Origin of the sequence: Cysteiniphilum sp. 19S12-1, from assembly GCF_052030685.1 — a bacterium.
Taxonomy (GTDB): domain Bacteria; phylum Pseudomonadota; class Gammaproteobacteria; order Francisellales; family Francisellaceae; genus Caedibacter.
On the sequence record NZ_JBQAJM010000010.1, the window covers coordinates 1 to 23,594 of the forward strand.

The following is a 23,594-nucleotide window of genomic DNA, read 5'->3' on the forward strand; positions in this document are numbered from 1 at the left end:
TTGCGTAAGAAAGCAGCCTGGGGAAATCAGACTTTAAGCACTATTTTGGCTCAAGGTTTGTAGATGGGACAGCCGTGATTTGTAAGCGCTTTTATAAAATTAATGAACAGAGTATTATGATGTTATGTTTTTCAAGAAGCTTTATAGCTATGTTGAAATGATGCAAAAGGATGTTTTGTAATGAATAATGAAAAAAGTATTAAACAAATGAATAAAGCTGAGTTGTTATCTATGATTTCTGATCTTGAGGAAAGGCTTAAAAATATAAAAGATATTAATCAGGATCATGAGAAAATATACTCGAAGTGCCATGATTCTGTGAAAAATGATAATGATCTTCATTCAGTTTTGAAAAAGAAAGATGATTCTAACGTTGCCAAATAATCCATATCGATTGGACTTAATTCAAAAATATAGTATATTTACTATGTTATATTTAAGCATGCATTCATATGAAAGAAGTAATTTGGCTAGGCTCATCACTGAACGACCTGAAAAACTTTCCTGATCTGCAATGGGTTATGCGCTGCACTTGGCACAAATAGGTGAAAAGCATCACCATGCAAAACCATTGACAGGAAAACAGTTTAGCGGTGCAGCAGTGATCGAGGTAGTTGAAAACCATGATGGTGATACATATCGGTGTGCTTATACGGTGAAAATTGGTGAAACACTTTACGTGTTGCATTGTTTTCAGAAGAAATCTAAGCGCGGTATATCAACACCAAAGCAAGATATTGAAATGATATTAAAGCGTTTAATTGAAGCAAAGCAATTGGAGATTGATCATGGCAAATGAAATTAAATATCACAAAGGCTCTGGCAATGTTTTTGAGGATTTAGGCTTTAATGATCCTGTTGAAATGCAGGCAAAAGCACGGCTAGCGCTCAAAATAAGTCAGTTACTTAAAGAAGAAAAAATTACGCAAGTTAAAGCCTCAAAATTAACAGGTGTTGCACAGGGTGATTTATCAAAAATCGTCAATGGTAACTTTGCAGGCTTCACAATTGATCGCATGTTTAGCATTCTTTTGAAGCTGGGGCAGGATATTGATATTAATATTCATCCTGCTAAAAATTCGCCATCAAATATCAATTTTGCGATGGCTTAGATTATCCCGTTCTCAAAACTTCGCGTTACCCGGTGTGCGTGGAAATGGGATCACATCACGAATGTTTGGCACACCCGTGATATAGCCTAATAGACGTTCAAATCCAAGGCCAAAGCCGCAATGTGGTACTGTGCCATAGCGACGTAAATCACGATACCAATATAAACCTTCAGCATCGACACCGGTTTCAGCAATGCGCTGATCAAGTATCTCAAGGCGCTCTTCACGTTGACTGCCACCGATAATCTCACCAATGCCAGGGACTAGCACATCCATCGCTGCAACGGTTTTATTATCATCATTTAAGCGCATATAAAAAGCTTTGATGTCTTTTGGGTAGTTCATTAAGACTACTGGCGATTTGAAATGCTCTTCACACAAAAAGCGCTCATGTTCAGATTGTAAATCCAAGCCCCATTCAACCGGATAGTCAAATGTCTTGCCACAGGTTTTTAAGATTTCAATAGCATCAGTATATTCAACGCGGATAAAGTCATTGTTCACTACGGAGTTTAACTTATCGACTAAGCCTTTTTCCATAAACTGATCAAAGAACTTTAGATCATCTTGGCGTTCATGCATAATGGTTTTAATCACTGATTTTAAGAGTTTTTCAGCCAAATCAGCATCATCATTCAGATCAGCAAAGGCAAACTCAGGTTCAACCATCCAAAACTCAGCTAAGTGACGTGAGGTATTTGAGTTCTCTGCGCGAAACGTTGGACCAAAGGTATAGACCTTGGATAATGCCATGCAATAGGTCTCAACATTCAACTGACCAGAAACAGTCAAGAAAGTTTCACGCCCAAAGAAGTCTTGAGTGTAGTCAACGTTACCTTGATCATTTTTGGGTAAGTTCAACTGATCTAATGTTGAAACGCGAAATAACTCACCAGCGCCTTCACAGTCATTTGACGTTAAAATGGGTGTGTTAACCCAAAAGAAACCTTGATCGTTGAAGAAATTATGAATGGCATTGGCTAAGGTATGACGCATACGCGAAACCGCACCGATCAAATTGGTGCGAACGCGTAAATGTGCATGTTCTCTTAAGTGCTCCATCGTGTGGCGCTTGGGTGACACGGGATAGGTTTCAGGGTTATCAATCCAACCGTGAACAATCACTTTATCTGCTTGGATTTCGACACTTTGTCCTTTGCCTTGTGATGAAACTAATGTGCCGGTTACCTCAAGTGCGCAGTCCTTAGTTAGATTTAAAATTTCTGATTGATAATTAGCAAGTGAGCTTTCAGCAACTGCTTGAATGGGGTCAAAGCATGAGCCATCATGAATGGCAAGAAAGGAAAGTCCGGCTTTTGAATCGCGACGGCTTCTTAACCAACCTTTGACGGTTACTTTTTGCCCAATAAGTTTTGGTGTGGTAAATAGTGCTTTTGCGGTATGTGTTTGTATCATATTAGTTTTTACCTATACTATCTATTTTATTTATCTAGCATGACATATTTGATCTGAATATCGCTTGAAGTTTTATCATAAGCGTATATGCAACAAAGGGGCGTATGCAATATGCCCCTACAAGGTCATGTTCAATATGGTTTCATTTAATCAAAATTGCGCAAGCGATTATAACGATATTTACACTTAAGCGGTAGAACAAGATTGCAAATTGGCACCAAGCTCGAGATAAACACTATAAAATAACAGCTAATAAGTATATACTTTAGCGCAATTTTGATGTGATGAATGTGGATAATCGCTAATGCTTAGTTTTCAGGATATTATTTTCAAACTTCAGCAATATTGGGCAGAAAAAGGTTGTATGATTGTGCAACCATTGGATATGGAAGTAGGTGCTGGCACTTTTCATCCGGCAACTTTTTTAAGAGCAATTGGTCCTGAGAGTTGGAATGCAGCATATGTGCAACCATCGCGCCGCCCAACCGATGGTCGCTATGGCGAGAACCCTAATCGCGGGCAGCATTATTATCAATTTCAAGTAGTAATGAAGCCATCACCGAAAGAATTGCAAGAGCTATACTTGGGGTCATTGCGCGTTTTAGGTATTGATCCATTAGAACATGATATTCGCTTTGTTGAGGATAACTGGGAGTCACCTACCTTGGGTGCTTGGGGCTTAGGCTGGGAGGTTTGGGCAAATGGCATGGAAGTGACCCAGTTTACCTATTTCCAACAAGTTGGTGGCTTAGAATGTAAGCCAGTTACTGGTGAGATTACTTATGGACTTGAACGTTTGGCAATGTATTTGCAAAATGTTGATAGTATGTATGATTTACTGTGGGCAAATACGGCAATGGGTCCTGTGTATTATCGCGATGTGTTCCAACAAAATGAACGCGAGATGTCACAATATAATTTTGAAGAAGCCGATGTTGAGCATCTCTTTAGTGAGTTTGATTTTCTTGAGAAAGAAAGTGCGCGACTTTTAGAAAAAGGCTTGGCGTTACCCGCCTATGAGATGATGCTTAAGGCATCACACATCTTTAATTTACTAGATGCGCGGCATGCGATTTCTGCAACCGAGCGCCAGCGCTATATACTACGTGTTCGCACATTATCACGAGGTGTGGCTGAAGTATACTACAAAACCCGTGAGGAACTCGGGTTTCCAATTTTGAGTAATGTTTGACTTCTGAATATTCTGATCGTGACCCATTATACGAGTCGACCTCTAAATTTAGTGAACTAAAGACCCACGTTCACACTTAAGAAAATAAATTTTAAAAAACTATAAATAAAAGATTGTGTTTCGCAAAATCTATTGCTAGTTTAATAGCTATGTTGTTCAAAACAGATGCAAGGCATTTGTTGATAAAGACACAGAAATACATAAAAAATGCAAATTTTGGAGATTAATTTATGCTACGTTCACCGGTAATCAGCCTGATCCTGATTATTATTCTGGTCGTCATTGGACGATCGGAAGGTGCGCGGCTGTAGCTAAGAAAAGCCAAGATTAGAGAACCCGCATCTTCCAAGCAAAGGAGGATGCGGGTTTTTTTTTGTTTTTTATTTAATTTTGTGGTGTTGAAGAAAGAATATGTGAATAAATTGAAATAGAGACAGTGGGGAGTAAGTATGCAAATAACCGGCGCACAAGCAATTGTTAAAGCACTAATAGAGGAAGGGGCTCGTACTGTTTTTGGTTATCCAGGGGGCGCGATTATGCCAACCTATGACGCACTGTATGATGCAAAAGATACGCTTCACCATGTGTTAGTGCGCCATGAGCAAGCTGCGATTCATGGTGCCGTTGGCTTTGCGCGCGCAACAGGTGGTGTTGGCGTTGCGATTGCCACCTCGGGACCTGGCGCGACGAATCTTATCACCGGTATAGCTGATGCCCTTATTGACTCTATCCCAGTGGTTTGTATTACGGGTCAGGTATTTAGCAGCCTATTAGGATCTGATGCTTTTCAAGAAGCAGACATTATTGGCATGACCATTACTGCTACTAAATGGAATTATCAAATCACCGATCCAAATGAAATTCCAAGTGTTTTCAAGAAAGCCTTTGAAATTGCTCAAAATGGCCGCCCCGGTCCAGTACTCATAGATATTACCAAAGATGCACAAGTAGGAATGATGGAATATATCAGTGCTCATCAACCAGTGAAACATGAGGTAGTTAAACCTAAATGGCTTAAAAAGCCAATGATTAATATGGATAGTGTGCACCAAGCATCGCAACTGATTAATTTGGCGAAAAAACCGATTATGATTGCAGGCCATGGTGTCATGATCTCCGGCGCTGAAGAAGTATTTATAAAGGTGGCAGAAAAAGCAGATATGCCGGTGGTTAGTACCTTATTAGGTTTGTCTTCTTTCCCTGTAGAGCATCCACTGTATAAAGGCATGCTTGGCATGCATGGCAATTATGCGGCTAATGTCTTATGCAATGATGCTGATGTTGTTGTTGCTGTGGGTATGCGCTTTGATGATCGAGTTACGGGGGATCTCAAGCGTTATCTACCACACGCTAAAGTCATTCATATTGAAATCGATATGGCAGAAATTGATAAAAACGTTAAAGCCGATGTTGCGATTCATGCCGACGCCAAAGAAGCATTAACCGCATTATTACCCTATGTTTGTCAGAATAAACATGATGATTGGCATAAGGTGTTTGTTGAGCATCATGCCAAAGAATATGATGCCGTTATCAAAAATGAAACAAAACCTGCAACAGGCGAGTTAAAAATGGCGGAAGTCGTTGCACTTTTATCTCAAAAGACAAAAGGTGAAGCCATTATTGTTAGTGATGTTGGTCAACACCAGATGATTGCAGCACGTTATTATCAATTTAGAAATAGCAATAGTCATATTACTTCCGGAGGCTTGGGAACGATGGGATTTGCACTACCTGCTGCCATTGGCGCTAAGCTTGGTGTTAAAGAGCAAAAACAGGTCATTGCCATTGCTGGGGACGGTGGTTTTCAGATGAATATCCAAGAGCTTGCCGTACTTAATCAAGAGGGGATTAATCTTAAGATGATCGTTCTGAATAATGGTTATCTTGGGATGGTAAGACAGTGGCAAGAGCTCTTTTTTGAAGAGCGTTATGCATACACTAACATCTCATCTCCCGATTTTGTCAAAGTCGCCGAAGCCTATGGTATCCGCGGTAAACGCGTCGTTGATCGCGCGGATTTAGAGGCAAGTATTCAAGAGATGCTAGATTCAACACACTCATTCTTTTTAGAAGTGGTGGTTGAGCAGCAAGAAAATGTTTTCCCGATGGTGCCAGCAGGTGCTTCAATCAGTGATACACAACTATCCGTAGGAGGGTAAGATCATGCAACAGAAAATTTACTTTATCTCAATGACAACAGAAAATGCTTTATCCGTTTTACAGCGTATTTCATCGATCTTTTCACGCCATAGAATTAATATCGAGCAGATGAATGTTTTTGAAACTGCTAATAAAGGGGTGTCACATTTTAGTTTGGTGCTGCATTCTAATGATGAAAAAATCCAGAAAGTGACCAGACAACTTGCCAAAGTGATTGAAGTGATTGATATCCAGATTTCAAATAGTATGCCAATTACTACTGAAGAAACTGCAAGCAAAGAATCACTGAAAGTCGCCTAAAGGAAAAGTCCATGTATCAACTGCTAGATTTTAACACCAAAGATGTGGTGACAACGGATGATTTCGTTTTTGCCGGCGAGAGCTCTCCGTGGGAAGTGCAAATGGATATTGAGCACATCCGACGTAAGATTAATTTAGATTATTTTGTCTCCGCTGCTCCTTGCCTTTCTAAATATTTACCCTTAATGCCAATTCAGGAACCCGCTAACTTTGTATCATTACGTGAAAGTGCGACTCCACTTGTTAAAAGCAAAGTGTTGGGCAAAGAGTTGGGCATTGATTTATATTTCAAAGTTGAGGGCAAAAATCCAACAGGTTCGTTTAAAGATCGCGGCTCCGCAGTTGATATTAGCATTGCCAAAGAGTTGGGTGCCAAAGGGGTAATATTGGCCTCAACAGGTAATATGGCAGCGTCATGCTCATGCTATGCAGCAGCAGCTAAAATGCCATGCTTTATTGTCGTGCCTGAAGGAGTATCGATGTCGAAGCTTGCGCAAGTTATTTCATTCGGGGGCAAAATTATTCAGGTTAAGGGTAGCTATAATGATGCGGCGAATCTGGCTTTCAAGATTGCTAAATCGCGTAAGTTTTTCTTAGCGGGAGACTATGCTTTTCGTGTTGAAGGACAAAAAACTGGTGCCTTTGAAGTCATCGATCAGCTATTGTTTCAAGTACCGGATGAAGTAATTATTCCGGTTGGCTGTGGTACTAATATTACGGCTTATGCTAAGGGCTTTGCTGAGTATAAAGACCTAGGACTTATTCATAAGATACCACGCTTAGTTGGTGTGCAATCAACCGGTGCTTGCTCTTTGGTTAATGCATTTAATAAAAAGGCAAAACATCTTGAACCATTAGAGCGTGCTGATACGATTGCCACAGCGATTGCCGTGCCTTTCCCAATTGATGGTGATAAAGCGATTGACGCCATTTATCAAACTGGCGGTGAGGCATCAGCGGTAAGTGATACTGATATGCTCAAAGCACAATATTATCTATCCACACAAGAAGGTTTATTTGTCGAAAGTGCCTCAGCAGCTACGGTTGCACATTTGTTTAAGAAAAAAGAACAAGGCTTGATTAAAACAGGAAGTCGCGTTGTTTGTGTTTTATCAGGCGAAGGCTTAAAAGATCCGTCAGTGGTGTTGAAATCAGCGATCCAACCGCCGATTATTTATCCAAATGAAAAAGACTTTGACAAACTTTATGACAGTAATTTTTTTAATAATAAAACGATGGTATTCGTTGAAAAAGATCAAGTGCTGTTTAGAGAAATGCCAAATCCTACTCAAACCAAAAAGGCATTGGAAGATTTGTTTGGCGCGAATTACAATGATGACCTAATTGCCAAGGTGCAAAGTTGCATTGAGCGCTTTTTAGCAAAAGGGCGTGCTATTCATATTTCAGATTTGCAAGACATCGTCCAAGATGCGATGGAAATGGTTGATGTTACACGAGGTGATATTTTAAAAGTGGTGTCATTTAAAGTGACCACAGGGCAAGATAAAATTGCTGAGGCTGAAGTCACGGTTGAGCTTAATGGTCAGCTTTACTATGCATCAAATAAAGGTGTTGGGCCGGTTGATGCAATTATTCAAGCCTTATGCAAGGCGTGTCCTAGTGAAATTCAATATCAATTGACTGATTATAAGGTTCAGATTCGCGGGCAGGGTGCTGATGCAGTTGTTTATGTCGAAATGAAGTTGATAAAAGGCAGTCAAAACTCGGTTGGCAAAGCAGTCTCACCTGATATCATTCAAGCATCTGTTGAAGCGTTTATTGATGCGTACAATATTGCGCATCCGGCATAAAAACAAAGGAATATAATCATAATGACAAATCAAAAATTAAACCGTTATAGCCAAGTGTTAACGCAAGATAAAACTCAAGGAGCTTCACAAGCCATGCTCTATGGCACGGGAATGCATGAAGCGGACATGAACAAAGCTCAAGTCGGCATTGCTAGTGTTTGGTATGAAGGTAATACCTGTAATATGCATTTAAATCAACTGGCGCAATATGTAAAGCACAGTGTCACCAAAGCAGATCTTGTCGGTATGCGCTTTAATACGATCGGTGTCAGTGATGGTATCTCAATGGGAACCGATGGCATGAGCTATTCATTACAATCGCGCGATTTAATCGCTGACTCTATTGAAACAGTGATGTCTGCACATTGGTATGATGGTTTAGTAGCTATTCCTGGATGCGATAAAAATATGCCTGGATGCATGATGGCATTGGGGCGTTTAAATCGACCTGGTTTTGTGATCTATGGTGGTACGATTCAAGCTGGTGTCGTGCGCGGTCAACCGGTGGATATTGTCACAGCTTTCCAAAGCTATGGAGCATGCTTAGCAGGCAGTATTAGTGAAGAAGAGCGCGTTGAGACGATTAAAAAAGCGTGTCCTGGGGCTGGCGCTTGCGGTGGCATGTATACTGCTAACACCATGGCATGTGCGATTGAGGCAATGGGGATGAGCTTGCCATTTAGTTCATCAACCCCAGCGACCGATGTGAAAAAGATTCAAGAATGTGATAGAGGCGGTAGCGTTATCGAGAACTTATTAGCATTAGATATTAAGCCACGCGATATCATGACCAAACACGCCTTTGAAAATGCAATGGTTGTGATTACCGCAATGGGTGGTTCAACCAATGCAGTGCTGCATTTAATCGCTATTGCACATTCAGTGGATGTCAAATTAACTTTGGCAGATTTTCAGCGTATCAGTGACAAAGTGCCATTACTGGCAGACTTTAAGCCAAGTGGAAAATATGTGATGGCAGATTTGCATGCAATTGGTGGCACACCGGCTGTCATGAAAATGTTGCTAAAAGAAGGGTTGTTGCATGGCGATTGTATGACCGTAACGGGTAAAACATTGGCTGAAAATCTAGCTGAAGTCCAAGAGTTGCCACAAGATAATGATATCATTCGGCCATTAACTAATCCGTTGAAGGCAACAGGGCACTTACAAATGCTATTTGGTAATATCGCGACTGAAGGTTCGGTTGCTAAGATTACCGGTAAAGAAGGTGAAACGTTTACAGGTGTTGCCAATGTGTTTGATGCTGAAGAAGAATTAGTAACAGCCGTTGAAAAGGGGCGCGTTAAAAAAGGTGATGTGATTGTTATTCGCTATGAAGGACCCAAAGGTGGACCTGGCATGCCGGAGATGCTAAAGCCAACCTCACTAATTATGGGCGCGGGATTAGGACAAGATGTCGCATTGATTACTGATGGGCGTTTCTCGGGTGGATCACATGGTTTTATCGTTGGACATATTGCCCCTGAAGCACAAGCAGGAGGTAACATCGCACTGATTCAAAATGGTGACAAGATCACGATTGATGCTGTCAATAATCGAATTGATGTTGATCTGTCGGATGATGAGCTTAACGCGCGTCGTGCGAATTGGAGAGCCCCTGAACTTAAAGCCAAACAAGGCGCTTTGAAGAAGTATATTAAGACAGTTGCTTCTGCTTCTGAAGGCTGTGTCACTGATTTGTAAATTTTTAAAATGACAAAAAGTCATAAAATCATCTGGTGTTTTTGATGACAATTTGTCATAATTGAGCAAGATTTACAACAAGGAGTAAAAAATGCTAAAAAAAGGCAAGATAAATCCGGTAGCAAAGAGCCTTGCTAAACTTAATTATAATGCAGGGTTTCATGAAAAAACGCATAAAGCAAAGCGAGCTAAAGAAAAGCAGAAATTATTGAAATCATTATCACGTAGCTTTGATAGCTATTTAATGGGTTTGTTTTCTGAAGCAAATTAATTAGATAGCTATTAAGTAAGTCAGCGATGATAATCATTAACAAAGAGCTTATCATAAAGTTTTGTAAGAAGCATGCGCGTGCTAAGAAAAGTTTTGATCCGCTTCTTAAAATCATAGAAAGCAATGACTTTGATGGGGTTAGACACCTGACTGAAACATTTAAAACAGCAGATTATGTTTACCATGTTTTTACAATTTTCGATGTAGCAGGACATAATTATCGCATGGTAACGATTGTTGATTATGATTTTGCAGTGATTGATGTGCACCATATATGGACACATGAAGAGTATAATAAAAAGCAAAGCATACTCAAAAAAGAGGCAAAGAAGCATGCTAACGATAAATGATATTAATAAATCTTGGGTTTTATTAATGCCATATTTAGAGGCGTACAAAACCAAAAAACAATATGAAGCATCGAAGCGATTATTGCGCGAGCTCATGAGTTTGTCAGCAGATGACAGAACAGCAGAGCTTCAATCTTTTGCCAAAACATTAGCTAAGCAAGTCGCTTATTATGAACAGAAGCATTTAGGTGCAGATAATAGTGCAGAGGCTAAAGATATCTTAGCTTATTTAATAAAAGCAAATGGCTTAACGCAGAAAGATTTGCCTGAGATTGGTTCGCAGTCACTGGTGTCTAAGATTCTAAATGGTGAAAGGGAATTAACACTTGAGCATATCAAAGCTTTATCGAAGCGTTTTAATGTTTCCATTAATACATGGTTTTGATATTTCATTCGTAACGGTATCCGTTTTATTGGAGTAGCATCAGTAGTGTTCTCATACTCTGAGCTCAGTCGAAGGGTGCCTATCTATGAAGGGCTTCGACTACGCTCAGCCAACGGTTTATTTTACTTGGTTGATTATGTATTGAGTCAACATCGGTACAGGGCGGCCAGTGGCAGTGGCTTTCTCAAAGCCTTTCATTGCTGAGCCTGCAACATCCAAATGTGCCCAAGTATATTTTTCAGTGAATTTGGATAAGAATAGGGCTGCTGTAATGCTACCTGCAGCAGGACCACCAATATTATAAACATCAGCAATCTCACTTTTTAACTGTTCATGATACGCCTGATGTAAAGGCATGTGCCATGCGTGATCATGACTTTCTTCAGCAGCAAGCTTTATATCATTTACTAAGGCGTCATTATTGCCAAATAATCCAGTAATGTCGCCACCCAGAGAGATGACCATGGCGCCTGTTAAAGTGGCAACATCAATCACAACTTTAGGATCATAGCGCTCGATATAAGTCAATGTATCACAAAGTGCTAAACGACCCTCGGCATCGGTGTTACCGATTTCAACCGTAATGCCTTTCATGCTTGTCAAGACATCACCTGGACGATAAGAATCACCATCAAGTGAGTTTTCAACCAATGCAACAGTGCCAATGATATTAATTGGTAGGTTAAGCTCAACGATTGCCTTCATCGTACCAAATACAGCGGCAGCGCCACCCATATCCATCTTCATGCTACCCATGCTTTGCCATGGCTTTAAGCATAAACCACCTGTGTCATAGACTAAACCTTTACCAACCAATACGATTGGTTTGTCATCTTTGTTACCACCACGATATTCCATGCAAGCAATATAGCTTGGCATGCTAGAACCACGTCCTACAGCCGTAATACAACCCATACCGAGTTTATGCATCTCGTCTTCACCAATATAATGTAATGACCCATGCTTGCTACTATCCATTAACTTTTTAGCTTCATTTAATAAATAATCAGTGGTGCAGATATTTGCTGGGAAGTTTTTTAGATCCTTGGCATAGTTTTGCCCGTGCGCTACTGCTTGTGCAACGTGGATTTCATTAGCTACTTCGCTAGCTGATTGGGTAACAATATCAACTTGTGTTAGTTTGAAGGTTTCTTTCTCAGATTTTAATTGATCAAAGACATAAGCAGCATTGATGAGTCCTTCAACAAATGTGCGGATATGATTATCACCAATCGATTGGCTGTCTACCGCAAAACGATCAATGTTTAATGATTTTAATTGCTTGTATAGAGCGGCAACAGCCTTTCTTAGAGAATTGGTGTTTAGTTTATCTTTTTCACCTAAGCCAACGGCAAGATAGTTTTTGCCATTATCTACGCCAAAGTAGGTGCTTGCGACTTTTGCTTTAAAAAGTCCCTGCGTCAGTGCATCTTGAATGGTGGTGATTGTGCTGTCGTCGTTATCAAAAATAAATACGATTTCAGTCTGTAATGGGCTTTGTGTCAGTGCATTAATTTGCATAATATCCCTCATGATTTTAGATTACAAATTCAGAGGTTGCAGTGTCGCATAGATACAAAGCGATTTGCAAGTTACTATCAGCAGATTAGAATTCGTAGCTTACTCCAAAAGTGTATGCATCAGCAAAAGGTTGCTCACCACAGTTATATAAAAAGTAGCGACTACTTTGGAAGAAAATATTAAAGCCCAAGATTTGATAACCCATGCCAATGGCAACGGCTGGGCGCCATAAAGTATTTGGAAAAGCGCTTTCATCGATGCCTGAAATGCGGTTATAAGCATAACCTAATTTAGCCGTTAAATTTAAACCAAGCGGCAAATCTAAATTGGCGGTAGCATAAAATGGGATGGTCGTTAAATCACCCGTTTGATTGTTGAGCTTAACCGTGCTGTTGAGGTAGTTTAGCTCTGTTTCAACACCAAGTTTTAATAGCGGGAAAACCGAAAACTGATAACCAACAAGAAAGCCTGTTGTAATATTGTTATCAGCATTTAACTCACTTGATGAGTGACTAACACCGCCTTGGGCGCCGACATAAAGTCCTGCGTAGGCAGAGCTTGTCGTGATTAGGCTAGCTAGTGTGAGAGATGATAATATTTTTTTCATAAGCTTAATCCTTGTTATTAGATACTGTAACCTGTGGAGGATACGTTACTATTTGAACCAATCCAATCTGTATGAAAGAACTCACCGCGTTTTTTATCCAAACGTTCATAGGTATGCGCGCCAAAGTAGTCACGTTGTGCCTGAAGTAAATTTGCCGGCAAGCGTCCTGTGGTAAAGCCATCAAAGAAGCTTAAGCTTGAAGTCAATGCCGGCATAGCAACACCAGCTTCAATGCCTTTGGCAACGATGCGTCGAACACTTGGCAGAGCCTTGCTAATGATTTCTTTAAAATAATCATCAAATAGTAAGTTTTGTAATTGAGCATTATTGTCAAATGCGGCTTTGATCTTGTCTAAAAATACGCTGCGGATAATGCAACCTTCGCGCCACATCAGCGCAATATCACCGTAATTAAGATCCCAGTTGTAATGTTGAGAGGCTTCTTGCATGAGCATATAACCCTGTGCATAAGAGATGATTTTGGCAAATAACAGTGACTGCTGTAAATCATGTAATAACTCCTCAGAAACGGTAAGTTTAGCATATGATTTCTTGCCGTAAATGGCTTCAGCTTCAACACGAATATCTTTTTGTGCAGAGATGCAACGCGCGAAAACGCTCTCAGCAATGAGTGTTAACGGGATGCCTAAATCAAGTGCATTGATACCTGTCCATTTGCCTGTGCCTTTTTGACCGGCAGTATCTAAGATACGGTCTATAACATAGCCTTGAGCATCTTTGAACTTGAGGATATTAGTAGTAATCTCGATTAAATAGCTATCTAATTCGGTTTTATTCCATTTCTCAAAGATTTTACTTAGTTGTTCATTGTCTAAGCCTAACAGATCTTTCATAAACTGATACGCTTCACAAATGAGCTGCATATCACCATATTCGATACCATTGTGAACCATTTTGACAAAGTGACCAGCGCCGCCATTGCCAACCCACTCACAGCATGCTTCACCTGCGGGTGTTTTAGCAGCAATTGCTTGGAAAATAGGCTTGACTGCATTCCATGCTTCAGGCATGCCACCAGGCATCATTGATGGTCCAAAACGCGCGCCTTCCTCACCACCTGAAACACCCGTGCCAATAAAGTATATGCCCTTAGCTTTAAGTGCATGCGTGCGACGTTCGCTATCGGTGAAATTGGAGTTGCCGCCATCAATAATGATGTCACCTTTATCTAAATGTGGGATTAAGGCATCGATAAACTGATCAACCACCTCTCCGGCCTTGACCATTAGCATGATTTTGCGCGGGCTCTTTAACTTAGACAGCATATCTTCAATTGAGTATGCACCAATGATGTTTGTGCCTTTGGCATTGCCATTTAAAAACTCATCGACTTTGCTCGTTGTACGGTTGTAAGCAACAACATAAAAGCCATGATCATTCATATTTAAAATTAGATTCTGTCCCATTACTGCCAAACCAATAACGGCAATATCTCCCTTTTGTTGCAGTGCTTGCATCAAAACGCTCCTAAACTTATTCTGAATTTTGCGAGCATTTTAAAACTTTAGTCAGGCAAGATAAAGGCTTTTATTGGAGGTGAAAAAAGGTAACAAGATTTAAGTAAAAGAAGTTTCTTGAGTTGATATCGGTATGTCAATGACAAATAAAAAAAGGGTATATGGCAATAATGTGATCAGGTTTAGTCGCTAAGGTAATAATTCGTGCATTTATTCGGTCTTGGACAGAGATTCCTTGCTCTTGGAAGATGACCTTTAAGCGTTGCCTTTTATGACGATCAATTGGGCGACAACGATCCCCTGCTTGACGCGGGCGAATCATTAAATCATCTAATGCAAATGTTGTTTGCTGTTGTTTATTAAGCCAATGCAATATATCGATGTCAGTAGCGGTTAATGAGGCTTGTGCTGTATTGCCCTCAATAAGCAAATAACCTTTGGTTATAGATAAATGATTTTCAGCTAATGTATAGTGCCAATCGCTATGCATATTTTGTGTGCCAGCGTGAATTTGTAATAACTGCGCTTGCGAAGGGTAAATATTATGTTCAGTTAGCCACATTTTTAAGAGTTGCTTTTGCTGTAACGATGAATACCCTTTAAACTGAAGCAAATCAAGACGTTTATCAGTAGCTATTTTTTTCAAATGTGGTGCTAATAACTCATGTATTAAACGATCAGCTTCAGCGCATAACTCGGCACTGCGCGCGAGTGTGGTGCCTGCTTGCGGTGCTATTTCACGTAGTTTTGGCATGATATTGTGACGAAGGGCATTGCGCCTAAAATCAGTGGATTGATTGCTTTCATCTTCAATCCATACCAGATCATGATCTTGGCAATATTGTATAAGTTCACTCTTTTTAAGATCTAAAAAAGGACGAAGCAATAAGCCATTGGCAAAAGTTTTCTCTTTGGCAATCGCTGCAAGCCCTTTTAAACCATGCCCACGCAATGCTTGCAATAAAAAAGTCTCTGCTTGATCTTCAAGGTGATGGGCGGTAAGCAATAAACTATTAGGTGTCTGTTGCATCACGGATTTAAAAAATGCATAGCGTTCAGTGCGTGCCCAGTTTTCAATATTCTTACGCTTAGTTGGCGGTGAAAGTTTGTGGGCAATAAATTTGATATTTAAATCAGTTGCTTGCGCCTGACAAACATCAAGCCAGTGATCGGCGTTTTTACTTAAGCCATGATGAATGTGAATGGCGTGGATATTGATATTACTCTTTAGCTGTGCCGTTAAGTGCAACAAGGCAGTTGAATCAACACCTCCACTATAAGCAACATAAATATGTTGAATATGATGTTGTGTTACAACGTTATCAATGAGGTCAACTGCCGGATGCATGGATTCTAGAATAAAACGCGTGAGCGAATCGTGCCATCAATGGCTTTAAGCTTTTGCAGTAAGGCGCGTGAGGTTTCTTCACTACTATCAATGTCAATAACAACATAGCCAATATTAGCAAGGGTTCGCAAAAACTGACCTTCGACGTTGATGTTATGATCAAAGAAAACACGGTTAATCGCGCGCATCATCCCAGGCTTATTTTCATGGATATGCAAGATTCTATGAACATTATCCTGTGTTGGTAGAGAAAGTTCTGGAAAATTCACGGCTGAGATGGTGGAGCCATTGTCGCTATATTTAATGAGCTTATCAGCCACTTCAACGGCAATGTTTTGTTGTGCTTCTAAGGTACTGCCACCAATATGTGGTGTTAAAAATACATTATCAAGCCCTATAAGCGCGCTTTCAAAAACTTCATCATTACTTGATGGTTCTTTTGGGAAAACATCAATTGCCGCACCTTTTAGATGTTTGATTTTAATTGCTTGTGCTAAGGCTTGGATATCAATAACGCTACCGCGTGAGGCATTGATCAATACACTGCCTTTTTTCATGAGCATAAGCTCTTTGGCAGTAATCATATTTTTAGTAGCTGGTGTGTCTGGCACGTGCAAAGTAATAATATCTGATTTGTTTAATAATACCTCTAAGTTAACACTGGCGGTGGCATTGCCAAGGGGGAGTTTATTTTCAATATCGTGAAAAAACACCTTAAGACCTAAGCTTTCCGCTAACACACTGACTTGAGAGCCTATATGACCATAGCCAATAATACCTAGTGTTTTGCCACGTACTTCATGTGCGCCACTGGCCGATTTTATCCAATTTTGGCGATGCATCTGCATATTTTTGTCAACAACATTGCGATAGAGCAAAATCATCTGACCAATGACAAGCTCAGCCACACTACGTGTATTAGAAAAAGGCGCATTAAAAACGGGGATGCCAAGGCTTTGGGCAGTTGTTAAATTCACCTGATTGGTGCCAATGCAAAAGCAACCAATGGCAATTAAATGAGGACAAGCCTTTAATACTTTGTCGGTTAATTGTGTGCGTGAACGCACGCCAACGATCTTAACATTTTGTAAAGCTTCAATCAGGGCGTCATCATCCAATGCGTGCGTCAGTGAAGTGATATTGCTATAGCCCGCTTTGATAAAAGCGTTATGCGCTTGGGCGTGTACACCTTCAAGTAATAGCACTTTAATCGCACTGCGATCAAGAGAGGTGGTTTGTTTTTCTTGTTCGTTCATTAGACAGCTACCTGTGCTTTAATGGCTGGGTGACATTGATAATTAACGATCTCAAAGTCATCGAATTGATAATCAAAAACTGTCGGAGCCTTACGTTTGATATGTAACGTTGGCAACGGCAGTGGGGTGCGTGTTAGCTGTTCATCAATTTGCGCGTGATGATTGCTATAAATATGACAATCACCTCCTGACCAAATAAATTCACCGACCTCAAGATCACACTCTTTGGCGACTATATGCGTTAACAGCGCATAAGAGGCGATATTAAAAGGCACACCTAAAAATGCATCGGCTGAGCGTTGGGTGAGCATGCAGGATAACCTACCATCAGCAACATAAAATTGAAATAGCGTGTGACAAGGGGGTAATGCCGCTTTGCCCATTTTGACATTGTCTTGTGGTGAGATCGATTCATCGGGCAAAACACTAGGATTCCAACTATTAACGATGATTCGTCTTGAATCAGGACGAGTTTTAATTAAGTTGATGGCTTCTTCGATTTGATCAATCACTTCACCATCAGGTGTTTGCCAACTGCGCCATTGTTTGCCATAAATAGGGCCCAAATCACCATCCTCAAGCGCCCAGTCGTTCCAGATACGCACCCCGTGTTCGGCTAGATAATTATTATTAGTATCACCCTTTAAGAACCATAATAATTCATGAATGACACTTTTAATATGAATTTTCTTAGTCGTAACTAATGGGAAGCCTTCTGTTAAATCAAAACGCATTTGATAGCCAAAGACACTTTGTGTGCCAGTGCCGGTGCGGTCAGCCTTGGTGACGCCATGTTCCTTGATGTGGCGCAAGAAATTAAGGTATTGCTGCATTGTTATCCTTCGTCTTTTCTTCTGCTTCTTGTGTTTTTTGCGTTCTCTGTGTAGTGATATATAACAAAATAATCAAGCCTACAACAACCATTGGTGTCGAAAGCAGTTGTCCCATGGTCATCCAGTTAAAAAGCATGTAGCCCATTTGTGGATCCGGTTGGCGGAAAAACTCAGCGATAAATCTAAATAAACCATACCATAATAAGAAGTTTGCAGAAACAAATAAGCGTGGACGTTGTTTTCTGGAGATAAACCACAAGATCAAGAATAATATAACGCCCTCAAGCGCAAACTCTAAAAGTTGTGAAGGGTAACGTGGCAGCGGCCCACCATTAGGAAACACCATGCCAATCGATGAGTCAGTAACACGTCCCCATAACTCACCATTGATAAAGTTACCCAAGCGTCCCGCACCCAAACCAATCGGTACCATCGGCGCGATAAAGTCTAAGATATCAAAAACATTGCATTTATACTTGCGGCAAAATAATGAAATAGCAAGAATTACACCGATTAAGCCACCATGAAATGCCATACCGCCATCCCAAACTTTGAAGATAATCCAAGGTGCATGAATGAAGTTATTAAAATCATAAAACAGCATATAGCCAGTACGCCCGCCAAGGATCACCCCTAGGGCTGCGTAAAAAATCATATCAGAAACTTGTGCTTTGGTAATTGGGCTGTAGCATTTCTTGCAGCGAAGCGTTGATAGAAACCACGCACCAGCGAAGCCGACTAAATACATGATGCCATACCAGTGCACTTTTATCGGACCAAGTGATAAAGCAACTGGGTCAATGTTTGGGTAGATAAGCATTTGTCTTATTAATAGATCAAAAGTAGGCATATTATAGCGAGATCAGGTAAGATTTTATAGCGTTTAGCGCCAATAAAATCTTATAAACAAAGACAGTGAAAAAACACTTTCGCTTATCAAGTTGTTTGCTACAATTATTTAGAATTAAATCAACAAGGAAGACGACCTACGTGGAAGTTAGTAATTTTTTTGCCTCAGCAACCTATATCCCTATTGTGTTAATGGTTATTTTATTATTGGGATTCGCTTGTCAATGGTTGGCGTGGCGTCTGCGTCTGCCGGCAATTTTATTTTTATTGATTGTCGGGATTTTATTAGGACCTGTAAGTCAATTAGTTCTTGGGAATCATTATCAATTTTTAAATCCTGAACTTGTATTTAATGGTATGCTCTATCCGATTGTTTCAATTTGTGTGGCAATCATCCTTTTTGAAGGCTGTATGAGCTTGAAATTCAGAGAGATCAAAGGTTTGGGTGGAACCGTTAGAAATATTGTCACTATTGGGCTTTTAATTACCGCGGTTTTAACGGCCTTTCTAGTGCATTATATCTTTGATATTTCTTGGAAAGTTGCAGCGCTTATTGGCGCGATCTCTTCAGTCAGTGGACCTACTGTTGTTGTGCCGATTTTGCGTAGTGTGCGCCCAACGGAGAAGCTTGCTAACATCATTCGTTGGGAAGGAATGTTAGTCGATCCAATTGGTGCGTTGTTGGCTGTGATTGTCTTTACCACGATCACTGCTTCGCAATATAATGCTTTTTGGCATATCACCGTACATATTTTATTGGTGTTTATCGTCGGTGGAATTGGTGGATTGGTTGCTGGGTTTTTATTGGGTACGGTACTTAAAAAGCAGTGGGTGCCAAGCTATTTAAATAACATGTTTGTCCTGTCATTTGTGATTACTAGCTTTGTAATTGCTGAGCATGTTGTTGAAGGTGGCGGGCTTTTAATTGTCACCATTATGGGCATTATTGTCGGTAATATGCCTAATGCGCATATTGAGGAAATTCTTGATTTTAAAGAGTCTTTAAGCCTGATCTTAATATCAAGTTTATTTATTATTTTAGGTGCGAATGTTAGTTTTGAGTACTTAGAAGCCGTATGGTGGAAGGCCATTGTATTGGTGCTGATACTGCAATTGATCGTCAGACCAATTGCTGCAGGCTTCTCAACTTTGGGCAGTGAGCTTAATTGGCGTGAGCGTGTGATGGTAGGGTGGATCGCACCCCGCGGGATCGTTGCCGCTGCCGTAGCTGCGTTGTTTTCCATAAAAGTCATTGAGAACTTGGGTTTGCCGCAAGAAGGTGAATTACTCGTTCTTATTGTCTTTATGATTATTTTAGGCACGGTGATTATTCAGAGTCTCACTGCACCATTTTTGGCAAAAGTATTACATGCATCGGCTCCTGAGCCACGCGGATTTTTAGTCATTGGTGGTAACACTTTAGCCAGAAACATTGCTAAGGAGCTTCACAATAATGATGTGCATGTTGTGCTTGCTGATACCAGTTGGCGTAGTGTTCAGGCGTGCCGTTTGCAGGGTTTGACCTGTTATTATGGCAGTTCGGTATCAGAGCATGCCGATTGGCATTTGAATCTGGTAGGCATTGGGCGAATGCTCGGCTGTTCTTCCAGTGAGCAAATGAATACATTGGCAGCTGTGAAGTATTATCGCGAGTTTGATGGGCGTGCTTCTGTATTTGTCTTACCAACAGCTCAGAATAAAGCGAACTCTAAGTTAACGTATCTTACTAAAAAGTATGCCAAGCGTTTGTTTAGTAAAGACCTGTCATATCAAACATTAAGAAGTATCATCAAGCAAGGTGGGCAAGTCAAAACGACAACCATTAGTAATGAGTTTAGTTGGGAGCAGTTTTTGTCTCTCAATCAACAGGCGATTCCACTGTTTTATATCAACAAAAAATCACAAATTCATGTAGTATCCCCTGATAGTCAATATGCTCCTGAAGCAGGTTGGCGTGTGATTTACCTGATGCCGCCTGAGAATTGGGTTGTTGAAAATGATGAAGAGTAATAATAAAACCCTATGTTCATTATTGTATAGCAGGTTGTTGTTATTGAATAACACCGCCACCTAAACAAACTTCACCATCATAAAATACGATCGATTGCCCCGGTGTAATCGCGCGTTGTGGTTGGTCAAATATAACTTCTACTTGGTCTTTAGTTACCATGACCTGACATGCTTGATCTGCTTGGCGATAGCGTGCCTTGGCAGTGCATCTAAAGCGATCAGCTGGCGGGTGCCCTTTGACCCAATGTAATTTAACCGCAGTTAAGCTTTGTCTTAATAGTAATGGGTGGTTATGACCTTGAACGGCAATTAATACATTATTTTCAAGGTCTTTTTGTGCGGCAAACCATGGAATTTCGGGGCGATTTTTAACCCCGCCAATGCCCAAACCTTGACGTTGACCGATAGTGTAATACATCAAGCCATCATGTTTGCCGATGACAATACCGTTTTCATCATGAATCTCCCCTGGTTGCGCAGGTAAATATTGGTTCAAAAAAGCCTTGAATTTACGCTCACCAATAAAGCAGATACCCGTGCTGTCTTTTTTGTTATGTGTGATAAGGTCATGTGCTTGAGCAAGCGCGCGAACCTTTGGTTTCTCAAGTTCACCGATTGGGAATAATGCATAATGTAATTGTTGCTGCCCTAAAGTGTAGAGAAAATAGGACTGATCCTTGTTGTGATCTAAGCCTTTTAACAATTGATGCTCGCCATTTGGCAGTGTTCTTTTTCTGGCGTAGTGCCCTGTGGCAATATGCGTACCACCCAGATGTTTGGCATAGTCTAAGAAGGCTTTAAATTTAATTTCTTTGTTGCATAGAATATCAGGGTTTGGCGTGCGTCCGGCTTTGTATTCCTCTAGGAAATATTCAAAGACGTGATCCCAATACTCTGCTGCGAAGTTAATTTTATTAAACTCAATGCCAATGCTTTGACAAATACTTTGCGCATCTTTGATATCTTCTTCTGCAGAGCAAAACTTGTCATTGTCATCCTCTTCCCAGTTTTTCATAAAAACACCGATGACATTAAAACCTTGCTCTTTGAGTAATAAGGCGGCAACGGATGAGTCGACACCACCGGAGACGCCAACAATAATTTTCTGTGACATAAGCTCTAAAATGATCAAAAAATAATGCGTCTATTGTGCCGTGATTTATAAAAATTTGCAAAAAATAACTTCTCTCTTGGTAAATGTTTGCTTTAATTCAACACGGAGAAAGATTCACTAACAGTGATTGAAACTGGTGCATGAGTGTTAATGATTAGCTCATCTTACACCCATGCATTGCGCCCCCACGCAAACCTGATGGAGATTAAAACATAAGCTAATTGAAATGAGTAATAAAAAAACAAAATAGGGATATTAACGAAAAGAATATCCACTGCTCCCTGTCTATCGTACCCTGAGCGAAGTCGAAGGGAGCGATAAAGTAATTTTAAAGAGAGTGGTAAAACAATAAAGGCTTCGACTAACGCTCAGCCAACGTTGTCAAGCGTACCTTGAGCGTCAGTCGAAGCGATGCACTGAGCAATCGTTGAAGTGGGTGACTTCTTCAAATAATATCTAGCAAAGGCTTTAACTAAGCTCAGCCAGCGCTTATACGGTAAAGTAGATGGGGTATGGATTTAACTCAAGGCTTGTGCCAAAACAGCTGCCTTATCTGTTTTCTCCCAAGTGAAATCAGCATCTTCGCGACCAAAATGACCATAGGCGGCTGTTTTTTGATAAATCGGACGCAGTAAATCAAGTTGATGTGTAATGGCATAAGGGCGTAAATCAAAGTGTTCAAGAACGAGCTTCTCAATAATATCATCATCCAATTTACCTGTGCCAAAGGTGTTAACCATAATTGATGTTGGGTTAGCAACACCAATAGCATAAGAAACTTGAATTTCACATTTATCCGCTAGACCACTAGCAACGATGTTCTTAGCGATGTATCTACCCATGTAGGCAGCAGAGCGATCAACCTTGGATGGGTCTTTGCCGGAGAATGCTCCACCGCCGTGATGTGCTGCTCCGCCATAGGTGTCGACGATAATCTTGCGTCCCGTTAAACCGCAATCGCCAACAGGCCCGCCAATAACAAATTTACCTGTCGGATTAACAAAGTATTTGGTTTTATCTGTTATCCATTCTTTCGGTAAAACCGGTAGAATGATTTCTTCAATTACTGCTTCTTCAATTACTTTTTGTGGAATTTCAGGCGCGTGTTGAGTCGAAATGACTACTGTATCAACGGCAACAGGCTTACCATCGACATAACGCAATGTGACTTGTGATTTAGCGTCAGGGCGTAACCATGAGAGTGTTTTATTTTTGCGTAAAAACGCTTGGCTCTGCATGAGTTTATGTGAGTAATAAATGGCGGCGGGCATTAGTGTTGGGGTTTCATTGGTGGCAAAGCCAAACATCAAACCTTGGTCTCCAGCGCCTTGATCTAAGGGGTTGGAGCGATCAACACCTTGGGCAATTTCAGGGGACTGTTTACCAATAGCGTTGATTACCGCGCAACAGTTGCCGTCAAAACCTAAGTTATCTTTGTCATAACCAATATCAATTACGACATTTCTGACGATTTCTTCAATATCAACCCACGCTGAGGTGGTAATCTCGCCGGCAACAAGTGCCATGCCTGTTTTGACTAGGGTCTCACAAGCAACTCGTGCGTTTTTATCTTGAATTAAAATAGCATCTAAAACTGCATCAGAAATTTGATCGGCAATCTTATCTGGGTGTCCTTCAGAAACAGACTCAGAGGTAAATAAAAAATCATTTGCCATGATATTTTTCCTTTTATGTTTGTTGTGTACAAGCTAAAAGGCTTCTAGAGGAAAAGTCTATAGAAACGCTTTAGCGGTGTTGTTTTATGTCGCCCGCAAGTTGTTTTTAAATCAGCGACAGTGTAATGACAGGATGTTATGCTAATGCTAACAAAATGTGCTGTCAAACTATTTAGTAATGAATCAAGAATCAGTTGC

Annotated in this window: 22 protein-coding genes and 1 pseudogene; 13 read left to right on the plus strand and 10 right to left on the minus strand. The window is 40.5% G+C overall.

Annotation, left to right across the window (positions count from 1 at the left end):
• The first annotated feature begins 180 nt into the window (after positions 1-180).
• The 3 genes from ACTS4L_RS04610 to ACTS4L_RS04620 all read left to right on the plus strand — a co-directional run bounded on the left by ACTS4L_RS04610 (position 181) and on the right by ACTS4L_RS04620 (position 1,112).
• The gene (locus ACTS4L_RS04610) at positions 181-384 is read left to right on the plus strand and encodes a hypothetical protein (RefSeq protein WP_440615864.1); all 204 of its coding nucleotides are present in this window, start codon (positions 181-183) and stop codon (positions 382-384) included.
• A gap of 130 nt (positions 385-514) precedes the next feature.
• A complete protein-coding gene (locus ACTS4L_RS04615; RefSeq protein ID WP_440615863.1) occupies positions 515-799 on the plus strand; it encodes a type II toxin-antitoxin system RelE/ParE family toxin in 285 nt (94 codons plus the stop codon).
• On the plus strand, positions 789-1,112 hold the full coding sequence (locus ACTS4L_RS04620) for a helix-turn-helix domain-containing protein (RefSeq protein WP_440615861.1): 324 nt from the start codon (positions 789-791) through the stop codon (positions 1,110-1,112). The genes ACTS4L_RS04615 and ACTS4L_RS04620 overlap by 11 nt, the downstream gene beginning before the upstream one ends.
• A gap of 12 nt (positions 1,113-1,124) precedes the next feature.
• Here ACTS4L_RS04620 and asnS read toward each other — a convergent pair whose 3' ends face one another.
• Positions 1,125-2,528 carry an asparagine--tRNA ligase gene (gene asnS, locus ACTS4L_RS04625; RefSeq protein WP_440615860.1) on the minus strand — a complete coding sequence of 468 codons (1,404 nt, stop codon included), beginning with the start codon at positions 2,526-2,528 and terminating at the stop codon, positions 1,125-1,127.
• Between the two features lie 304 nt (positions 2,529-2,832).
• Here asnS and glyQ point away from each other — a divergent pair, with 304 nt between their 5' ends.
• The 9 genes and pseudogenes from glyQ (at position 2,833) to ACTS4L_RS04670 (ending at position 10,704) form a co-directional block, all read left to right on the plus strand.
• Positions 2,833-3,720, plus strand: a complete 888-nt coding sequence (glyQ, locus tag ACTS4L_RS04630; RefSeq protein ID WP_440615859.1) for a glycine--tRNA ligase subunit alpha — start codon at positions 2,833-2,835, stop codon at positions 3,718-3,720.
• 449 nt (positions 3,721-4,169) lie between these two features.
• On the plus strand, positions 4,170-5,882 hold the full coding sequence (ilvB, locus tag ACTS4L_RS04635) for a biosynthetic-type acetolactate synthase large subunit (protein WP_440615858.1): 1,713 nt from the start codon (positions 4,170-4,172) through the stop codon (positions 5,880-5,882).
• Positions 5,883-5,886: 4 nt separating this feature from the next.
• The gene (locus ACTS4L_RS04640) at positions 5,887-6,183 is read left to right on the plus strand and encodes an acetolactate synthase small subunit (RefSeq protein ID WP_440615856.1); all 297 of its coding nucleotides are present in this window, start codon (positions 5,887-5,889) and stop codon (positions 6,181-6,183) included.
• 101 nt (positions 6,184-6,284) lie between these two features.
• Positions 6,285-7,307: pseudogene (gene thrC / locus ACTS4L_RS04645) on the plus strand (threonine synthase); the annotation flags it as partial.
• Positions 7,308-7,457: 150 nt separating this feature from the next.
• Positions 7,458-7,994 (plus strand): alpha-isopropylmalate synthase regulatory domain-containing protein, encoded by a 537-nt coding sequence (locus ACTS4L_RS04650; protein ID WP_440651759.1) that lies wholly within the window; start codon positions 7,458-7,460, stop codon positions 7,992-7,994.
• Positions 7,995-8,015: 21 nt separating this feature from the next.
• The gene (ilvD, locus tag ACTS4L_RS04655; RefSeq protein WP_440615854.1) at positions 8,016-9,698 is read left to right on the plus strand and encodes a dihydroxy-acid dehydratase; all 1,683 of its coding nucleotides are present in this window, start codon (positions 8,016-8,018) and stop codon (positions 9,696-9,698) included.
• A gap of 91 nt (positions 9,699-9,789) precedes the next feature.
• The gene (locus ACTS4L_RS04660; protein WP_440615853.1) at positions 9,790-9,969 is read left to right on the plus strand and encodes a hypothetical protein; all 180 of its coding nucleotides are present in this window, start codon (positions 9,790-9,792) and stop codon (positions 9,967-9,969) included.
• Between the two features lie 26 nt (positions 9,970-9,995).
• The gene (locus tag ACTS4L_RS04665) at positions 9,996-10,319 is read left to right on the plus strand and encodes a type II toxin-antitoxin system HigB family toxin (RefSeq protein WP_440615852.1); all 324 of its coding nucleotides are present in this window, start codon (positions 9,996-9,998) and stop codon (positions 10,317-10,319) included.
• Complete coding sequence (locus tag ACTS4L_RS04670) at positions 10,303-10,704, plus strand: helix-turn-helix domain-containing protein (RefSeq protein WP_440615850.1); 402 nt, start codon at positions 10,303-10,305, stop codon at positions 10,702-10,704. The genes ACTS4L_RS04665 and ACTS4L_RS04670 overlap by 17 nt, the downstream gene beginning before the upstream one ends.
• Before the next feature lie 117 nt (positions 10,705-10,821).
• Here the strand turns inward: ACTS4L_RS04670 and ACTS4L_RS04675 are convergent, their stop codons facing one another.
• From ACTS4L_RS04675 to lgt, 7 genes are all read right to left on the minus strand, one after another.
• On the minus strand, positions 10,822-12,237 hold the full coding sequence (locus ACTS4L_RS04675) for a leucyl aminopeptidase (RefSeq protein ID WP_440651753.1): 1,416 nt from the start codon (positions 12,235-12,237) through the stop codon (positions 10,822-10,824).
• Positions 12,238-12,310: 73 nt separating this feature from the next.
• Positions 12,311-12,832, minus strand: a complete 522-nt coding sequence (locus ACTS4L_RS04680) for an outer membrane beta-barrel protein (protein ID WP_440615848.1) — start codon at positions 12,830-12,832, stop codon at positions 12,311-12,313.
• Positions 12,833-12,849: 17 nt separating this feature from the next.
• The gene (gene gnd, locus ACTS4L_RS04685; RefSeq protein WP_440615847.1) at positions 12,850-14,310 is read right to left on the minus strand and encodes a decarboxylating NADP(+)-dependent phosphogluconate dehydrogenase; all 1,461 of its coding nucleotides are present in this window, start codon (positions 14,308-14,310) and stop codon (positions 12,850-12,852) included.
• Positions 14,311-14,446: 136 nt separating this feature from the next.
• On the minus strand, positions 14,447-15,658 hold the full coding sequence (gene tilS, locus ACTS4L_RS04690; protein WP_440615846.1) for a tRNA lysidine(34) synthetase TilS: 1,212 nt from the start codon (positions 15,656-15,658) through the stop codon (positions 14,447-14,449).
• A gap of 5 nt (positions 15,659-15,663) precedes the next feature.
• The gene (serA, locus tag ACTS4L_RS04695; RefSeq protein ID WP_440615845.1) at positions 15,664-16,914 is read right to left on the minus strand and encodes a phosphoglycerate dehydrogenase; all 1,251 of its coding nucleotides are present in this window, start codon (positions 16,912-16,914) and stop codon (positions 15,664-15,666) included.
• Positions 16,914-17,747 (minus strand): thymidylate synthase, encoded by an 834-nt coding sequence (locus ACTS4L_RS04700; protein WP_440615844.1) that lies wholly within the window; start codon positions 17,745-17,747, stop codon positions 16,914-16,916. The genes serA and ACTS4L_RS04700 overlap by 1 nt, the downstream gene beginning before the upstream one ends.
• Positions 17,731-18,567, minus strand: coding sequence for a prolipoprotein diacylglyceryl transferase (lgt, locus tag ACTS4L_RS04705; RefSeq protein ID WP_440615843.1), 837 nt, complete (start codon positions 18,565-18,567; stop codon positions 17,731-17,733). Before lgt ends, ACTS4L_RS04700 begins: the two co-directional genes overlap by 17 nt.
• A 170-nt stretch (positions 18,568-18,737) precedes the next feature.
• Between lgt and ACTS4L_RS04710 the strand changes: the two genes are divergently transcribed.
• Positions 18,738-20,606 carry a cation:proton antiporter gene (locus ACTS4L_RS04710; RefSeq protein ID WP_440615842.1) on the plus strand — a complete coding sequence of 623 codons (1,869 nt, stop codon included), beginning with the start codon at positions 18,738-18,740 and terminating at the stop codon, positions 20,604-20,606.
• Between the two features lie 40 nt (positions 20,607-20,646).
• On the opposite strand, the gene mnmA is transcribed toward ACTS4L_RS04710, so the two are convergent.
• Together mnmA and metK are read right to left on the minus strand one after the other, a co-directional pair.
• Positions 20,647-21,720, minus strand: coding sequence for a tRNA 2-thiouridine(34) synthase MnmA (mnmA, locus tag ACTS4L_RS04715; protein ID WP_440615840.1), 1,074 nt, complete (start codon positions 21,718-21,720; stop codon positions 20,647-20,649).
• Positions 21,721-22,238: 518 nt separating this feature from the next.
• Complete coding sequence (gene metK, locus ACTS4L_RS04720) at positions 22,239-23,396, minus strand: methionine adenosyltransferase (RefSeq protein ID WP_440615839.1); 1,158 nt, start codon at positions 23,394-23,396, stop codon at positions 22,239-22,241.
• Positions 23,397-23,594 lie beyond the last annotated feature (198 nt).

Bases quoted from the DNA above. Each gene is read 5' to 3' on its own strand.
- ACTS4L_RS04610 (WP_440615864.1), top strand. From the start codon at position 181: ATGAATAATGAAAAAAGTATTAAACAAATGAATAAAGCTGAGTTGTTA.
- ACTS4L_RS04615 (WP_440615863.1), top strand. From the start codon at position 515: ATGGGTTATGCGCTGCACTTGGCACAAATAGGTGAAAAGCATCACCAT.
- ACTS4L_RS04620 (WP_440615861.1), top strand. From the start codon at position 789: ATGGCAAATGAAATTAAATATCACAAAGGCTCTGGCAATGTTTTTGAG.
- asnS (WP_440615860.1), bottom strand. From the start codon at position 2,528: ATGATACAAACACATACCGCAAAAGCACTATTTACCACACCAAAACTT.
- glyQ (WP_440615859.1), top strand. From the start codon at position 2,833: ATGCTTAGTTTTCAGGATATTATTTTCAAACTTCAGCAATATTGGGCA.
- ilvB (WP_440615858.1), top strand. From the start codon at position 4,170: ATGCAAATAACCGGCGCACAAGCAATTGTTAAAGCACTAATAGAGGAA.
- ACTS4L_RS04640 (WP_440615856.1), top strand. From the start codon at position 5,887: ATGCAACAGAAAATTTACTTTATCTCAATGACAACAGAAAATGCTTTA.
- ACTS4L_RS04650 (WP_440651759.1), top strand. From the start codon at position 7,458: ATGCCAAATCCTACTCAAACCAAAAAGGCATTGGAAGATTTGTTTGGC.
- ilvD (WP_440615854.1), top strand. From the start codon at position 8,016: ATGACAAATCAAAAATTAAACCGTTATAGCCAAGTGTTAACGCAAGAT.
- ACTS4L_RS04660 (WP_440615853.1), top strand. From the start codon at position 9,790: ATGCTAAAAAAAGGCAAGATAAATCCGGTAGCAAAGAGCCTTGCTAAA.
- ACTS4L_RS04665 (WP_440615852.1), top strand. From the start codon at position 9,996: ATGATAATCATTAACAAAGAGCTTATCATAAAGTTTTGTAAGAAGCAT.
- ACTS4L_RS04670 (WP_440615850.1), top strand. From the start codon at position 10,303: ATGCTAACGATAAATGATATTAATAAATCTTGGGTTTTATTAATGCCA.
- ACTS4L_RS04675 (WP_440651753.1), bottom strand. From the start codon at position 12,237: ATGAGGGATATTATGCAAATTAATGCACTGACACAAAGCCCATTACAG.
- ACTS4L_RS04680 (WP_440615848.1), bottom strand. From the start codon at position 12,832: ATGAAAAAAATATTATCATCTCTCACACTAGCTAGCCTAATCACGACA.
- gnd (WP_440615847.1), bottom strand. From the start codon at position 14,310: ATGCAAGCACTGCAACAAAAGGGAGATATTGCCGTTATTGGTTTGGCA.
- tilS (WP_440615846.1), bottom strand. From the start codon at position 15,658: ATGCATCCGGCAGTTGACCTCATTGATAACGTTGTAACACAACATCAT.
- serA (WP_440615845.1), bottom strand. From the start codon at position 16,914: ATGAACGAACAAGAAAAACAAACCACCTCTCTTGATCGCAGTGCGATT.
- ACTS4L_RS04700 (WP_440615844.1), bottom strand. From the start codon at position 17,747: ATGCAGCAATACCTTAATTTCTTGCGCCACATCAAGGAACATGGCGTC.
- lgt (WP_440615843.1), bottom strand. From the start codon at position 18,567: ATGCTTATCTACCCAAACATTGACCCAGTTGCTTTATCACTTGGTCCG.
- mnmA (WP_440615840.1), bottom strand. From the start codon at position 21,720: ATGTCACAGAAAATTATTGTTGGCGTCTCCGGTGGTGTCGACTCATCC.
- metK (WP_440615839.1), bottom strand. From the start codon at position 23,396: ATGGCAAATGATTTTTTATTTACCTCTGAGTCTGTTTCTGAAGGACAC.